We start from the raw sequence: 15,446 nt of genomic DNA, 5'->3' as shown, positions 1-15,446 counted from the left end.
GCCTACGCCCGATTATTCGCTGAATTCAGCGTCGACCGTGTCGCCGTCTTTCTTGGTGTCGTTGTTGCCGCCGGCTTCGTTTTTATCCGCGCCGCCGGGGTTCTGCCGGGCGTTCTGCTGATAGAGGCGCACGCCGATGGGCTGCATGGCGGTGTTCAGCGCCTCGACGGCTTTCTTGATGGCTTCGGGATCGGCGCCGTCCTTGGCCTTTTTCAGCTCGTCGATCTTGGCGTTGACGGCGCCCTTCTCCTCGGGCGTGACTTTGTCGCCGAGGTCCTTGAGGGTCTTTTCGGACTGGTAGATGATCGAATCGGCCATGTTCTTGGCTTCGATCAGCTCTTTCTTCTTGGTGTCTTCGGCTTCGTGCGCCTCGGCTTCGGCTTTCATCTTCTCGATCTGGTCCTTGGTGAGGCTGGAAGACTGGATGGTGATCTTCTGCTCCTTGCCGGTGCCCTTGTCCTTTGCGGAGACGTTGAGGATGCCGTTGACGTCGATGTTGAAGGTCACTTCGATCTGCGGGATACCGCGGGGCGCGGGGGCGATGCCGTCGAGCGAGAAGGTGCCGAGCAGCACGTTGTCGGCAGCCATGGAACGCTCGCCCTGAAGGACTTTGATCTCGACGGAGGGCTGATTGTCGGCTGCGGTCGAGAAGACCTGGCTCTTGGACACGGGGATGGCCGTGTTGCGCTCGATGATGCGGGTGCACACGCCGCCGAGGGTCTCGATGCCCAGCGACAGGGGCGCGACGTCGACGAGGACGATGTTCTTGTCGGTGTCGCCGCTCATGATCGCGCCCTGGATGGCCGCGCCGGAAGCGACGCATTCGTCGGGGTTGATGCCCTTGGTGGGTTCCTTGCCGAGCAGCTCTTTGACCTTGGCCTGCACGGCGGGCATACGGGACGAGCCGCCGACGAGCAGGATCTTGTCGATCTGCGAGGCGTTCAGGCCGGAGTCGGAAAGGGCGTTCTTGACGGGAGCGACAACGCGCTGAAGAAGGTCGGCGGCGAGGTCCTCGAATTTGGCGCGGCTGAGTTTCATCTCCAGGTGCTTGGGGCCGGTGGCGTCGGCGGTGATGAACGGCAGCGAGATCGTGGTCTCCATCATCGACGACAGTTCGATCTTGGCTTTTTCGGCGGCCTCGCGCAGGCGCTGCATGGCCATTTTGTCGGCGGACAGGTCGATGCCCTGATCTTTCTTGAACTCGGCGACCATCCACTGCACGATCTTCATGTCCCAGTCGTCGCCGCCCAGATGGTTGTCGCCGCGCGTGGCGAGGACTTCGAACACGCCGTCGCCGACGTCGAGCAGCGAAACGTCGAAGGTGCCGCCGCCGAGATCGAAGACGAGGATCTTATGGTCGCCGCTCTTGTTCTCGCCGTAAGCCAGCGCCGCGGCCGTGGGCTCGTTGATGATGCGCAGCACGTCCAGCCCGGCGATGGCGCCGGCGTCCTTGGTGGCCTGGCGCTGGGCGTCGGTGAAGTACGCGGGCACGGTGATGACGGCCTTCTTCACTTCGGAGCCGAGGTAATCCTCGGCGTCGTGCTTCATCTTCTGCAGGATCATGGCGCTGATCTCCTGGGGCGTGTACTTCTTGCCCTCGATGGTGACGGTATAATCGCTGCCCATGTGGCGCTTGATGGACATGATGGTGTTGTCGGCGTTGACGATCGCCTGACGTTTGGCAAGCTGCCCGACGAGGCGCTCGCCTTCCTTGGTGAACGCCACGACGGAGGGCGTGGTGCGCGCGCCTTCGCTGTTGGGGATGATCGTGACGTTCTCGCCTTCCATCACGGCGATGCAGCTGTTGGTGGTGCCAAGATCGATACCTACGACTTTGCTCATAATGAATCACCTCATGAAAAATTTTGTTCCGTTTTTATATATCGCTGCGGCCTTTCCCGCTTATTCCCCTGTTACTGCGGTTCCCCGTTCCCTTCCGGCTCGTTTTCGGCGTAACGGCCGACCATGACCAGCGCCGGACGGATGACCTTCTCGGCCATCTGAAAGCCCTTGCGCACGACCGTGTGGACGAGCCCGTCCTGAGATCTGTCGCTTACGGGGACCATGCCCATGGCGTCGTGCTCCGCGGGGGAAAACGGTTTGCCCGCGGGATCCAGCTCCGTCACGCCAAGATCTTTGAGCGCGTCGGCGAACTGCTGCCGGACCATGCGCACGCCTTCCTTGATCGAGGCGGGATCGGCCTCGGCCGAATCGAGGGCGCGTTCAAGGTTGTCGAACACGGGCAGCATGGCGAGAATGGCGCGCTCGCTGCCGTAGGCCTTGAGCCGCTTCATCTCGCGTTCGGCCCAGTTGCGGTAGTTGATGCCGTCGGCCTGCGCGCGGGCGGCGAGTTCGCGCATCTGCTGATACTGCGCCGTCAGCTCGTCGATTTTCCGCTGCGTCTCGTCCGCGGGCGTTTCCGCCTCGGGCGCGCTCTGGTTCTCGGGGCGCTCTTCCGCTGCGGGGTTCTCCGCCGTCGTTTTTTTCAAATCGTCTTCCATATCATGGCTCCTCCTTCTCGGTCACGGGACGGTTCAGTCCGTTCAGGACGGCCTCCAGCACCGCGATCGAGTTCTCGTAATTCATGCGCAGCGGTCCCACCAACCCCACTACGGCCCTGCGCCCGCCGCCGGTGGCGGTGGACATCATGACCGAACAGTTCTGCATGGCGGGGCGCTCGTTCTCGTCGCCGATGGTCACTTTCAGTCCCTCGGAAGCGGCGTAATCGGAAATGAAGTCTTCCAGATCCTCGCGCGTGTCCATCAGCGAAGAGATGGCCTGGATGCGGCCCCGCCGCTCGTCGGACGCCTCTCCGCCGTCGGAGATGAAAACTTCGCGCATGCCGCCGGTGGAAAGGGTCAGGCCGTCGCCGCTCATCATCTCGTCGATGGCGATAAAGATATCTTCGACGTCCTGCCAGCGTTCGGCCATCGCCCTCGAAAGATACTCGAGCAGCTCGCCGCGCGCGCTGTTCCACGGCACTCCGCCCGCGGCGTGATCGATCACCGCGGCCAACTGCTCCAGCTGCTCCTGCGTCACGTCGGGGGAAACGCGCACGCGGCTGTGATGCACCGCGCCGTTTTCCACCACCAGCAGGATCAGCAGGATCTCCGGCGCCAGCCGGATGAAATCGGCCTTGCGCAGCTTCAGCCCTTCGAGCGCGGAAACGGCGGCGACGCTGAAACAGCGCGTGAAGCGTCCCAAAAAGCGGGCCGCTTCGGCCAGACGCTCGTCCAGACTCTGCAGCTGATCCGCGACCTGATGCACCCAACGGCTGATTTCCGGCGGGGGCGACGAAGGCCGGTGCAGGATCGAATTGACGTAGACCCGGTAGGCCATGGAAGTGGGAAGGCGTCCCGCCGACGAGTGGGGCTGAGTGAAATAGCCCATCTCCTCGAGATCGGACATTTCGTTGCGGATCGTCGCCGCGCTGTGGCTCTTGAGGAACTTGCGCGAAATCGTGCGCGATCCCACCGGTTCGCCGGTCTTGATGTACTCGTACACCACGGCGAAAACTATCTCGAGCTGCCGTTCTGTAAGCACGGCCTCGCACCTCCTTCCATGTTATTAGCACTCAATTAAAAGGAGTGCTAATGCATCTATTACGCATGAGAGAATAGCAGGAAGTAGATTTAATGTCAAGTCTGGTCAGACATATTTTTTATTTGTTCAAACAAATGATCAAAACACACACGGTCGCAGGGCTCGAAATACCCTGAACGTTCTTTCCATGGAACGCGATCCGCGCGTGATGTTTTCCATGAAAAAAGCTTGATGATCCCGGAATCATCAAGCTTTTCGCCCCGCCTCGCGCGGATTCTTCTGCGGCGCGGCGGCGATTTTTCGTTATGTGGGCGCGGAGGCTCATTCCGCCAGATGGCAGGCGACGCGCCGCCCGCTTTCGAGGCGGCGCAGCGGCGGCGTTTCCGCAAAGCATCGTTTTTGGGCCAGAGGACAACGCGTGTGAAAAACGCAGCCGCGGAACGCGTCATCGTGCAGCGGCGGCTCGCCGCGCAGCGCCGGCCGGGAACGCCCCGTTTCCTTGTAATCGGGGACCGAGTCGAAAAGCGCGCGTGTGTAGGGATGCAAAGGACGGGCGAAGAGTTCGTCCGTCGCCGCTTCCTCCACCAGCGTTCCCACGTACATGACGCCGATGCGGTGAGACATGACGCGCACTACGCCGATGTCGTGCGAGATGAACAGCATGGTCAGCTTCATGCGCCGCTGAAGTTCCAGCAGCGTGTTCAGCACCTGCGCCTGAATGGAAACGTCCAACGCCGAGACGGGTTCGTCGCACACCACAACGCGAGGTTCGACGATCAGCGCGCGGGCGATGCCCAACCGTTGCAGCTGGCCGCCGGAAAGCTCGTGCGGCCAACGAAAGTAATATTCCTCCGAAAGGCCGACGCCCCGCATCGCCGCAACAATCTTTTCGCAGCGCTGCGACCGGTTTCCCATACGCTGCGCAAGCAGCGGCTCTTCGAGCAGTTCGCCGACGCGCTTGCGGGGATTCAGCGACGAGAGCGTGTTTTGAAAAACCATTTGCAGATCGCGCCGCAGCGTTCGGAACTGGCGGTCGGAAAGCCGCGTCAGATCCCTGCCCTTATAAAGGACTTCGCCGCCGTCGGGTTTAACCAATCCCAAAATCGAGCGCGCCAGCGTGCTCTTGCCGCAGCCCGACTCTCCCACGAGGCCATAGGTCTCGCTGCGCTCCAGATCGAGCGAGACGTCGGCCAGCGCTTTCTGCCAGCCGCGCGGCGGCAGGAATTTGCCCCAGAGTCCGTAAATCGGATACGACTTCCGCAGATTTCTGATCTGCACGACGGCGTTCATAGGCAGTTCCTTTCCGAGGCAGCGTACTTCCAGCACTTCACTCGGTGCCCCGGCGCCGGTTCGACCATGGGCGGTTCGGCGCTGCGGCAGCGCTCGTCCGCCTCCGGACAGCGCGTGCAGAAACGGCAGCCAGCCGGCGTCCGATACGGCGAAGGCACGGTGCCGGCAATCGTCGGCAGGGGGCCGCCGCGCCGCGAGTCAAGATGGGGCGCGCACTGCAGAAGCCCGCGCGTGTAGGGATTGAGCGGGCGCGAAAAGAGCTCGGCGGCAGGAGCTTCTTCGAGAATCTGGCCGAGGTACATAACGTGCACGCTGTGACAAAGCTGCGCGATCGCTCCCAGATTGTGGGAAATAAAGAGCACCGACATGCCCAGCTCGCGGTTCAGGCCTGCCAAAAGCTCGAGAATCTGCTGCTGCACCGTCGCGTCAAGAGCCGTCGTCGGCTCGTCGGCGATGAGCAGCTCGGGCTCGCAGCACAGCGCCATGGCGATCATCACGCGCTGCTGCATGCCGCCGGAAAGTTCGAAAGGATACTTGCGCAGGCACGCCTCCGGCGCGGCGATGCCTGTCCGCGCCAGAAGCTCGGCACAGCGGCGGCGGGCCTCGATTTTCAAACAGTCCCGGTGCAGCGTCAGCACCTCCGTCATCTGACGGGCCACCGTATGTACGGGACTCAGCGACGTCATCGGATCCTGAAAGATCACGGCAATGCGGCTGCCGCGCAGACGACGCATTTCAGCCTCCGGCAGCCTGAGAAGATCCTGTCCCGCGAAAAGGATCTCCCCTTCGCAGCTTTGCGTCGAGTCGTAAGCGCCCAGCCGCAGGATCGACTGCGACATCACGCTCTTGCCCGAGCCCGATTCGCCCGCCACGCCGGCGATCTCTCCGCGCGCGATGGACAGATCCACGCCGTCCACAGCGACAAGTTCGCGACCCCGTTCAGGAAATTTTACTTTCAGGCCGCGAATCTGCAGAAAAGGTTCGCGCGCCTTCCATCGTTTCGCCGTCATTTTTTCCTCACTCGGCTTTCCGTGAGCGGATCAAGATAATCACGCAACCCGTCGCCCAAAAGATTCAGACTGAGCACGCAGAACACGGCGGCGGCGCTTGGAAAGACGATCGTCCATGGCGCGCGCTGAAGCACCTGACGACTTTCCTGAAGAATATTGCCCCAACTCGCCGCCGGCGCCGGAATTCCCGCGCCGAGAAAACTCAGCGAAGCTTCGTCGATGATCGCCTGCGCGAAAATAAACGACAACTGCACGGCGAGCGGCGAAACGACCCCAGGCAAGATCAGCCTCCAGAGAATTGCCGCGCTGCCGGCCCCCTGCACCTTCGCCGCCTCGACATAAAGCTGCTGCTTCACAACAAGCGCACGGCTGCGCACCACCCGCGCCACGCCCGGCGTGTAAACCGCTGTCAGAGCGAGCGCCACGTTCCAGCTTCCCGTCCCCAGCGCCGCCATCAAAGCGATGGCCAGCAGAATCCCCGGGATAGCCGTCAAACCGTCGCAAAGGCGCATCAGCACTCCGTCGAGCGCCCTGAAATAACTGGCGCAGAGCCCCAGCGCCGCGCCGCAGAGCCCCGAAAAAAACGCGACCCAAGCCCCCACGCTCAGCGACACCCGCGCGCCATAGACAACGCGAATGAAGAGATCGCGCCCGAAGCGGTCCGTTCCGAAAAGGTGACGCGCCGAAGGCGGCTGAAGCCGCTCCGTTACCGCCATGACATTGGGATCAAGAGCGCATAGCTCCGGAACAAGGAAAGCCGTCAGCAGTACCGCGGCGCAACCGCAAATCCCGGCAAGCAGCGCCGTGTTGGCGAACAAACGTTCCCGCTCCCGCCGCCGCGCTTCCGCCAGAATCACCTCGCCGCCGCGAAAAGAAATCCTTCGTCCGCTCCAAAACACGGCAAGCCCCCCTACCGTCGTCCCAACTGAATACGAGGATCCACAAACGCACACAGCAGATCCACCGCCAGATTGACAAGCACGTAAATCAACGCGACAAAAAGCGCCACGCCTTGAATCACAAAGACATCGCGCCGGCTGATCGCCCCCATCGTCAGCATCCCCAGCCCGGGAATGCCGAAAATCGTCTCGGTGACGATCGTGCCCGTCAGCAGACTGCCGAAAGACTGCCCAGCCACAGTCAACACTGTGGGGGCGGCGTTTTTCAGCCCATAAACCAGCAGTACCGCCGTTTCGCTCAGCCCTTTGGCGCGCGCCGTGCGAATGTAGCCGCTGTGCAGCACGTCAAGCAGCGCCGAACGCGACATGCGCGTGATGTAAGCCGCTTGCACCATTCCCAGCGAAAGCGCCGGCAGCAGCAAATAACGCAAATGCTCCGCGAGCCCCCGGCTGAGCGGCGCATACCCCGCCACCGGCAGCCAGCGCAGCGACAGCCCGAAAAACAGCATCAGAAAAAAACTCAGCAGGAACCCCGGCATCGCCGTCCCCAGCAACGACGCAGACACCGTCGCCGCGTCAAAGAACGTGCCGTGCCGATACGCTGCGGCGATGCCCAGCGGCAGCGCGATCAGCAGCGCGACGCACTGCGCCAAGACGGCAAGGCTCAGAGTCGGCCCGAAATATTCGCGCAACGCCGACAGGACCGGCATACGCAGAAAGAAAGACTGGCCCCAGTCACCTCGCAGCGCCCGCACAAGCCAGTCGGCATACTGCGTCAGAAACGGACGGTCAAAGCCGAGCTCCGCATTCAGGGCGGCAACCGCCGAAGGTTCGGCCTCCAGCCCTAACAGAGCCGTCGCCGGGCCGCCGGGAATCAGATAAACCACGAGGAACACCGCCGCCGACACGACAAAAAGCGTTGGGATCAACGCCCAGATTCGCCTGCATACATAGGAGAGCATCCCCTTGTCGCTCCCTTCTCTACTGAGTCTTCGTTAAAAAGGGCACAGTTTCTCCGGTCTTTTTAGAGCGCCAGCGGCGCGTCGAAAACTGCGCGAAATCGCGCGACGCACGTTCTTTGCGGCACGGTCGCCAGCGCGGCATTTTCAATGATGCTTTTTCATCGAAAATCAATATCAAAAAATACGCCGCCCCTCCACAAAAAAGCGGCGAGAAATTCCCCGCCGCCCGTAAAAATCTTCGATTATCCGCGCCGCTATTTCGTGACGCGCGCGTTCCAGTACAGCGCAAATCGCTGCAGATCCACGCCTTCCGTGCGCGCGCTCTCGCCGAACACGTCGCTGTAATGACCGAAGACGATGGCCGCGCCGTATTCATAGAGAAAACGCTGCAATTCCGCCCAGGCTTTCGAAGCCTCTTCAGGGGAAGCGGCGCGTCGGATCGCGGCGATCCCCCCGGGAACCTCGGGGACATCGAGCCCAGCCCAGTTCTTCATCAGCACCGCCAGCTGCACTGGCGTCATGTTGTAACCGTTGCTCGTAATGAAAAGGCTAAATTTGTCGGGATCAGAGCGACGCTCCATGAACGTGGCGAAGTCGTAGCTTTGCACCTCGGCGTTGATGCCCGCCTTCCGCAGCTGGTCGTGCACCGCCAGCGTGGCGTTGTACATCTCCGCGTAGTCGGCCGTCGTCACCAGCACGATCTTTTCATTCTCGTACCCGGCCTCCGCCAGAAGTTTTTTCGCCTTTTCGGGATTGTTCTGATTGTAGTATTCCCTGCCCGCATCGCTGCCCCACAAAGCGTCGTCGGGATTGCACCAGCCCGGGTCGAGAATGTACAGATCGGGTTCACCGTAGCTGGCCAGCATGACGTCGCTGCAGTTCATCGCCGCCAAAATGGCCTGACGCATCTTCCGGTTTGCCATGATGCCCTTGGTCGTGTTGAGGAACATGTTCAGCGTGCCGGACGTCTTCGCGCGGAGCTTCAGCGTCGTGTCGCCGGCCAGTTCGGCATAGCGATCCGCAGGGAAGTCTTCCACCACGTCGAACTGCCCTGTCTGCAGCCCCGCAACGCGCGTCGCCGGATCGACCACCACGCGGAAACAAAGCCTCTCCGTCAAAGCGCCCTTTCTGCCGGCAAAACCCGACGACTCGACGGCCGGCTGCCGATAACCGTCATAGCGCTCGAGCAGCACGTACTGATCCTGCTTCCACTCCTTCAGCCGATACGGGCCGGTGCCCACGCAGGCGGAAAGTCCCTTGCCCGCGGCAGCTTCTTCGGCCAGGGCGCGGGGATAGACGGCCGCGAACTGAACAGGGGCAGCCAGCACCGAGAGCGCGTCGCCGTAAGCCTCGGGCATCGTCATCGTCACCGTGTAATCGCCGTCGGCCGTAAAGACCGTGTCGCCCAGAAGCGCTTTGGCCTTGCCGGAAGCGCCGAGCCAGTGCACCATCGACGCCGTCACGTCTGCGGCCTTCATCTCCTGGCCGTTGTGGAACTTTACGCCGCGGCGCAATTTGATCGTATAAACCTTGCCGTCGGCACTGACATCGTAGGACTCGGCCAGCACCGCCGTCGGTTCGTGGCGCGCGTTCATGGCGAACAGAGGCTCGTAGATATGCGAACCGATGGCGCCGACGATATTGGAGTTCACACTGTGCGGTTCCAACGACGGCGGGTTTGCCGTGATCGCGATGTTCATTTCCTCGCGATATTCCGTCGCCAACGCCCCGCCCGGCAGAACAAACGCGCCGCACAACAGCGCCGCCAAAGCCAAAATGCCGTATGCTTTCTTCATCACTGGACCATCCTTTTTCCGTAAAATTCCCGAAATCATTCTTTCAGGATCGATAATAAATATTATTCTAAATGAGTATAACACAAATTACAGCGTTCCTTCCCTCTGAAAATATCCCTGTCTAAAATATTTCTCCGCTCCTTTTTGCATATACGGCCGGCTTTTCTGCATGACGTGGGCGTGGATAAAAAAATTCTGCGAACCGCAAAAACGGTTCGCAGAATTTTTTCGTCCGGATCGCAAAAGCTAGAAGTTCTCGGCGATGTACTTGTAAGCGGACATGCCGGCTTCGGCGCCATCGGCGGCGGCGGTGATGACCTGGCGCAGGGGCGTGTCGCGCACGTCGCCGGCGACGAGGATGCCGGGGACGCTGGTTTCCATGTTGCTGTTGGCCACGACCCAGCCGCCCTTTTCGGTGCACTTGACGAGATCCTTGACGAGCTCGTTGTTGGGCTCGGTGCCGACGAACATGAACACGAACTCGACGGGCAGGTCGCTGATCTCGCCGGTCTTGACGTTCTTGAGCACGACCTTCTGCACGAAGTCGCCGTCGCCCTCGATCGACTCGACGACCGAGCTGTAGACGGGCTGGACTTTAGGATTCTTGAGCATGCGCTCGACGGCCATCTCGTCGGCGCGGAACTGGTCGCGGCGATGGATGATGTAGACTTTATTGGCGAACTGGGTCAGGTAGCAGCCCTCTTCGACGGCCGTGTTGCCGCCGCCGACCACGGCCACGTCGACGCCTTCGGTAAAGGCGGCGTCGCAGGTCGCGCAGTAGCTCACGCCTTTGCCGGTGTATTCGGCTTCGCCGGGGCAGCCCAGCTTGCGGAACTCGGCGCCGGTCGCCACGATGACGACCTTGGCCTTGTAATCGCCCTTGCTGGTGCTAACGACCTTGAACTTGCCGTCTTCCTTGATGCTGTTGACGGTGCAGTCGATCATCTCGGCGTTGAAAGCCTTGGCGTGCTCGACGAACATCTTGCCGATCTCGGGGCCGCTGCTGTGCTTGATGGCGGGATAGTTCTCGATCTCCTCGGTGCGGTTGATCGCGCCGCCCCAGTTGCCCCGCTCCAGCACGACCGTTTTCAGTCCGGCGCGCCGGCAGTAAACGGCCGCAGCCATTCCGGCAGGGCCTCCGCCAATGATGACAACATCTCTTTCTTCCATCTAAAATCTTCCTCTCTGCACGGAGATTTTCCGCTGACGTCAGCGGGTGTAAACAAGAAACATATTCGAGATTATATCAAAGTCAAGAAACGTTTCATTGCGGCAAAACATCGGCAAAACGCCACCCGATCACTCTATCACAACCGGCAATATCGCGCAAGAGAACCGTTTCACGAAAAGCTTTCGGCGCGAGCGCGCGCAGCGCTGCCGTCTGCGCGCCGCCGCCGTACTCGACGCAGAAGAAGCCGCCCGGGCGCAGCACGCGCCCGCAGAGCTCAAAAAGCCAGCGGTACGGCTCCAGCCCGTCGGGACCGCCGTCAAGGGCCAGCCGCGGCTCGTAACGCGAGACTTCGGGCATCAAACGCTCGATTTCGCCGGAAGGGACGTAGGGGGGATTGGACACCACGAGCGAGACCTCGCAACCGGGAATGTCTTCGGGCGCCTCGCTGGCGATCAGGCGGGCGCGAGGAGAGAAGCCGAACTTTTCCAGATTGCGTCGCGCGCAGTGCAGGTCGGCGGGATTTTTTTCCACCATCAGCGCCCGCGCGTTCGGAAAGCGGTTCAGCAGCGCCAGCGCCACGCAGCCGGTGCCTGTGCCCCAGTCGAGGAACGCGCCGCCGTCGAAATTTGCCGCCGCGCATTCCACCAGCAGCTCCGTTTCGGGGCGCGGCACGAGGCAGCCCGCCTCGACGAGCAGCGAAAGGCCGTCGAAATCGCAGCAGCCCAAAATGTATTGCAGCGGCTCGCGCGTCTTGCGCCGGTCGCAGGCCGACAGCGCCGCTTCCGCCACGGCGGCGGGCGCGGCGTCGGGCAGATGAGCGTGGACCCAGGCGCGCCCTTTGCCGGCATAATGAGCGAGGATCAGGTCGGCTTCGAGAAGCGGCGAATCGAGTTCCTTCAGCTCGGCGGCCAAAAGCGCGCGCAGTTCGCCCAGCGTGCCGGGCTTATACACCATCGAGCGCTTCGAGCTTGGCGGCCTGCTCGGCCATGACGAGGGCTTTGATCATCTCGTAAAGGTCGCCGTCCATCATGTATTCGAGCTTGTAAAGCGTCAGGCCGATGCGGTGATCGGTGACGCGGTTCTGCGGATAGTTGTAGGTGCGGATGCGCTCGGAACGGTCGCCGGAGCCGATCATGCCCTTGCGCTCGGCCGATTCGGCGCTGCGCTGCTTCTCCACTTCGGCGTCGTAGAGGCGGGTCTTGAGCACCTGCAGGGCCTTGGCGCGGTTTTTGATCTGCGAGCGCTCGTCCTGGCAGGTGACCACCAGCCCGGTGGGCAGGTGCGTGATGCGCACGGCCGAGTCGGTCATGTTGACGTGCTGGCCGCCGGCGCCGCTGGAACGGTAGGTGTCGATCTTCAGGTCTTCGGGACGGATCTCGATGTCGATGTCGTCGGCGACGGGCATGACGACGACGGTCGCTGCCGAGGTGTGGATGCGTCCGCCCGCTTCGGTGGCGGGGACGCGCTGCACGCGGTGCACGCCGCTCTCGTACTTGAGCTGGCTGTACACGCCGTGGCCGTGGATCTGCAGCACGATCTCCTTGTAGCCGCCGACTTCGGTCTCGTTCTCGTCGACGATCTCGAGCTTCCAGCCCTCGCGCTCGGCATAGCGCGAGTACATGCGGAACAGGTCGGCCGCGAACAGACTGGCTTCGTCGCCGCCGGTGCCGGCGCGGATCTCCATGATGACGTCTTTCTCGTCGTTGGGATCCTTGGGCAGCAGGGCGACGCGCAGCTGCTCCTCGATCTCGGCGAGCAGAGGCTCCTTTTCTTCCAGCTCCATCTTGGCCAGCTCGGCCAGCTCGCGGTCGCCGCCGCCGGCCAGTTCTCTGGCCTCGGCGATCTCATCCCGGACCCGACGGTAGCGGCGATAATCGCCGACGACTTCTTCCAGTTCGGCGTGCTTCTTGCCGAGGTTCTGCATCTCCTTGAGATCGGAGACGACGGCGGGATCGGCCATCTTCCTTTCAAGTTCGACGTAAAGCGCTTCCAGTTCGCGCAGTTTCGGTTCCAGGTTCATTCAGACGGCCTCCGTGCGGTCAGAATCGAATTTCAGATCGAGAGCTTCTTCGAGGGAGCGGATGCCCACTTCCACCTGATCGGCCCCCGGCTCTCTCGTGGTCAGATACTGGAGCGACATGGCCGGCGCCATGAGGCAGCGCCCGGCGCGCCCCAGCCGCGACATGGCGCGGATGAACTCGTAGGACACGCCGACGACCACGGGGATCAGGCAGACGCGCGAGCCGACGCGCCAGACGATGCCGCCGGGGCCCGCCAGGGAAAAGACGACGATGCTGACGATCACGACGATGAGCAGAAACGACGTGCCGCAGCGGGGGTGCAGGCGCGAGCAGCGGCTCACGGACTCCACCGTCATGGGGCGGCAGGACTCGTAGGCGTTGATAGTCTTGTGTTCGGCGCCGTGGTAAGCGAGCACGCGGGCCATGTCCTTCCACAGGCCGATCATGCCCAGATAGGCGACGAACACTCCCCCGCGCACGCAGCCTTCGATCAGGTGGCCGCTCCAGGCCGACAATCCGGCGGCGCGGCGGATCCAGTCGGCGGCGTAAACCGGCAGCACGATGAAGAGCCCGATCACCATAATCGCCGCTACGAGTCCCGTCAGAAACACGTCGCGGGTCGTCATCTCGTCGTCCTCGCCGAGGGAGAGGCTGGCGGACTTGGACAAGGCCCTGAAGCCTTCGCGCAGCATCTCGATCATGTTGAGAAAACCGCGGACGACGGGGATCTTGCCCCAGCCGGTCTTGCTCCAGTTTTTGGCGGGCCAGTGCTCGGTGACGATCTCGCCGTCGGCGCGGCGCACCGCCAATCCCCAGCGGGTGTAGCCCTTCATGAGCACGCCTTCGATGACGGCTTGCCCGCCCACGGGCATGGGAGCGGGACGTCCGTCCTCCGTTTCCGCGGCAAGGGCCGCCATCGAGACGGTCAGCGCCGCGGAAAATTTTTTCGCCGCAGAAAAGGTCACTTTGGCGAGACTCCTTCGAAAACGCCGGCCAGCCACGGTTCCTTCTCCACCAGCAGTTCGGCCATGCGGCGCACCATCTCGCGCACTTCCCACTGCGCGCCGGAGACGAGCACGCGCTTTTCGTAGATGTCGAGCAGCGAACGCAGGTTCAGCGTGGTGACGAAGTTCGTGCAGATGCCGCCGGGCAGCGCGAAGCGCGCGTCTTCCATGGGCGCGCCGGCGGCGACCAGTTCGTCGTAGCCCTTCTGAGCGGCGGCCATGGCGGCCTGGTAAGCGGACAGTCTCGCCGGATCGGCGGCGATCGTGGGCGGCGTGACGTACTCGAACGTCTGCCCGCGCTTCTCCGTGCCTTCGGAGACGTAACGCTGACTCTGCACCGACAGGGAAACGCCGATGCGGTGGCGGCTGTACTGCGCCAGCAGCGTGCGCGACACGCCCGCCACGGCGTAGGTCACGGAGCAGTGCTCCAGCGTGCTGAGATGGCGGGCTTTCAGCAGAAAGTTCACCAGCTTGAGCATTTTGCCCTCGCTCTCGTCGAGTTCGAAAAGCTCCTGCGGCGCCATGGTGCTGTGGCAGGTGCGTCCGGCCGTCCAGATCGTGCGCAGGAAATCGGGCGTCTTGTTGATAATTTTGATCTCCATCGTTCAAAACCTCCTTTGAACGCCGGGCACGAAACGGATGCTCGAACGCCCGGCATATTTATGCGGCAACGCCCCGGCGGGGCGCAAAACGCAGTTGAAAAAAAAACGGGGCGCAGGCCCCGTCTTTTTAGTCCGAACTCTCTTCTCTCTGGCCGTAGTTCATGCCGGCGTACTTTCTGTTGAACTTCTCGAGGCGGCCGGCTTCGGAAACGACGCGGCTCTTCTTGCCCGTGAAGAAGGGATGACAGGCCGAACACACGCCGACCTTGATCTCCGGGACCGTGGCGCGGGTCACGAAATGGTTGCCGCAGGCGCAGGTCACCTGGCATTCAACGTAATTGGGATGGATGTCCTTTTTCATACTTTGTGCACCTCCTAGCGTACAAAGATCTTCCATTTACATTGGTAGAATTTAACACAACTTGAGCTTTCGCGCAAGAGTTGAAAAGTCTCCTCACGGAGGCCGCACCGCGCGAAACGACTCAAATGTGCATGACGCCGACGCTGACGCGCTCGTGGTGGGCGATGGCATGAAAGGCCGCATCGCCGGCGACGGCCACGGCCAGCCATTGAGCATTGCGCACGATGGCGATCTTGGCGCCGACGCTCGTTTCGAGCAGGCCGCAGGGAATGAAAGATTTGAAGGCTTCCTGCGCCGCGTGCATGAGCGCGTGCATTTCCGCGCCGTCCTTGCGCACGACGCCGCTGTTCAGCGCCGCGCCGACCAGAGCACGGCTGGCCTTCGCGGCAAGCTCGCCGGAAATGCCGCCCACTTCGGTGGCCACGCCGCGCCACCCGCAGGCGCTCAGCGCTTCCTTGATGCGGCGCTCTTCGCCGATCCCGTCCGAAAGCGCCAGATAAAGCGCCGCTTTGGCGACGTCGCCCGTACCGTTGATGCGCATGCGCACCGTCACGTCGCAAAGAGGGAGCTCCGGCGCGGCAGAGACCGTTTTATTCTCCGCCGCGCCGCCGCGGCCTTCCGCTTCGGTCTCGGCAGCCCGGCAGCCGACTTCGCCGTCGGCGGGAACCGCCGTTTTCTCGCCGACCACCGCGGTCTCCGCGGAAAAATCCATGGGGGCTTTTTCATCCGGTGTCCTCTTCCCCGTGAAAATCCCGCTCCATTTCATCCATACCCACCCCCTTTCTCG

15 protein-coding genes are annotated in these 15,446 nt (G+C 62.3%); all 15 read right to left on the bottom strand.

The features are described from left to right. Window positions 1-12 precede the first annotated feature (12 nt). The 15 genes from dnaK to RAH42_RS03450 all read right to left on the bottom strand — a co-directional run bounded on the left by dnaK (window position 13) and on the right by RAH42_RS03450 (window position 15,425). Window positions 13-1,842: a molecular chaperone DnaK gene (dnaK, locus tag RAH42_RS03520; RefSeq protein WP_317539983.1), complete on the bottom strand. Its 1,830-nt coding sequence runs from the start codon at window positions 1,840-1,842 to the stop codon at window positions 13-15. A gap of 71 nt (window positions 1,843-1,913) precedes the next feature. Beyond that, a complete protein-coding gene (locus RAH42_RS03515) occupies window positions 1,914-2,501 on the bottom strand; it encodes a nucleotide exchange factor GrpE (protein WP_120372290.1) in 588 nt (195 codons plus the stop codon). 1 nt (window position 2,502) lies between these two features. After that, window positions 2,503-3,543 carry a heat-inducible transcriptional repressor HrcA gene (gene hrcA / locus RAH42_RS03510; RefSeq protein WP_078016889.1) on the bottom strand — a complete coding sequence of 347 codons (1,041 nt, stop codon included), beginning with the start codon at window positions 3,541-3,543 and terminating at the stop codon, window positions 2,503-2,505. Window positions 3,544-3,864: 321 nt separating this feature from the next. Further along, entirely contained in the window at window positions 3,865-4,833 is a 969-nt protein-coding gene (locus RAH42_RS03505; protein WP_317539982.1) for an oligopeptide/dipeptide ABC transporter ATP-binding protein, read from the bottom strand. After that, window positions 4,830-5,843 carry an ABC transporter ATP-binding protein gene (locus RAH42_RS03500; protein WP_317539981.1) on the bottom strand — a complete coding sequence of 338 codons (1,014 nt, stop codon included), beginning with the start codon at window positions 5,841-5,843 and terminating at the stop codon, window positions 4,830-4,832. Before RAH42_RS03500 ends, RAH42_RS03505 begins: the two co-directional genes overlap by 4 nt. Further along, window positions 5,840-6,742: an ABC transporter permease gene (locus tag RAH42_RS03495; protein WP_317539980.1), complete on the bottom strand. Its 903-nt coding sequence runs from the start codon at window positions 6,740-6,742 to the stop codon at window positions 5,840-5,842. The genes RAH42_RS03500 and RAH42_RS03495 overlap by 4 nt, the downstream gene beginning before the upstream one ends. 11 nt (window positions 6,743-6,753) lie before the next feature. Then, window positions 6,754-7,704, bottom strand: a complete 951-nt coding sequence (locus RAH42_RS03490) for an ABC transporter permease (protein WP_317539979.1) — start codon at window positions 7,702-7,704, stop codon at window positions 6,754-6,756. Window positions 7,705-7,958: 254 nt separating this feature from the next. After that, complete coding sequence (locus RAH42_RS03485; RefSeq protein ID WP_317539978.1) at window positions 7,959-9,500, bottom strand: ABC transporter substrate-binding protein; 1,542 nt, start codon at window positions 9,498-9,500, stop codon at window positions 7,959-7,961. Window positions 9,501-9,746: 246 nt separating this feature from the next. After that, a complete protein-coding gene (locus RAH42_RS03480; protein WP_078016883.1) occupies window positions 9,747-10,670 on the bottom strand; it encodes an FAD-dependent oxidoreductase in 924 nt (307 codons plus the stop codon). 94 nt (window positions 10,671-10,764) lie between these two features. Further along, a complete protein-coding gene (gene prmC, locus RAH42_RS03475) occupies window positions 10,765-11,625 on the bottom strand; it encodes a peptide chain release factor N(5)-glutamine methyltransferase (protein ID WP_317539977.1) in 861 nt (286 codons plus the stop codon). Further along, the gene (prfA, locus tag RAH42_RS03470; RefSeq protein WP_120372287.1) at window positions 11,615-12,691 is read right to left on the bottom strand and encodes a peptide chain release factor 1; all 1,077 of its coding nucleotides are present in this window, start codon (window positions 12,689-12,691) and stop codon (window positions 11,615-11,617) included. The genes prmC and prfA overlap by 11 nt, the downstream gene beginning before the upstream one ends. Further along, window positions 12,692-13,657 carry a DUF1385 domain-containing protein gene (locus tag RAH42_RS03465; RefSeq protein WP_317539976.1) on the bottom strand — a complete coding sequence of 322 codons (966 nt, stop codon included), beginning with the start codon at window positions 13,655-13,657 and terminating at the stop codon, window positions 12,692-12,694. It lies immediately after the preceding gene. Continuing rightward, window positions 13,654-14,298, bottom strand: coding sequence for an FAD-dependent thymidylate synthase (thyX, locus tag RAH42_RS03460; protein WP_078016879.1), 645 nt, complete (start codon window positions 14,296-14,298; stop codon window positions 13,654-13,656). Before thyX ends, RAH42_RS03465 begins: the two co-directional genes overlap by 4 nt. A gap of 127 nt (window positions 14,299-14,425) precedes the next feature. Beyond that, a complete protein-coding gene (rpmE, locus tag RAH42_RS03455; RefSeq protein WP_078016878.1) occupies window positions 14,426-14,659 on the bottom strand; it encodes a 50S ribosomal protein L31 in 234 nt (77 codons plus the stop codon). Between the two features lie 121 nt (window positions 14,660-14,780). Further along, window positions 14,781-15,425: a HutP family protein gene (locus RAH42_RS03450; protein ID WP_317539975.1), complete on the bottom strand. Its 645-nt coding sequence runs from the start codon at window positions 15,423-15,425 to the stop codon at window positions 14,781-14,783. Between the last annotated feature and the right edge of the window lie 21 nt (window positions 15,426-15,446).

It is taken from the genome of Pyramidobacter sp. YE332 (genome assembly GCF_033060595.1).
Lineage (GTDB): Bacteria > Synergistota > Synergistia > Synergistales > Dethiosulfovibrionaceae > Pyramidobacter.
Note: the sequence above shows the minus strand (reverse complement) of the source record. Positions and strands in the feature narration are given on the sequence as shown.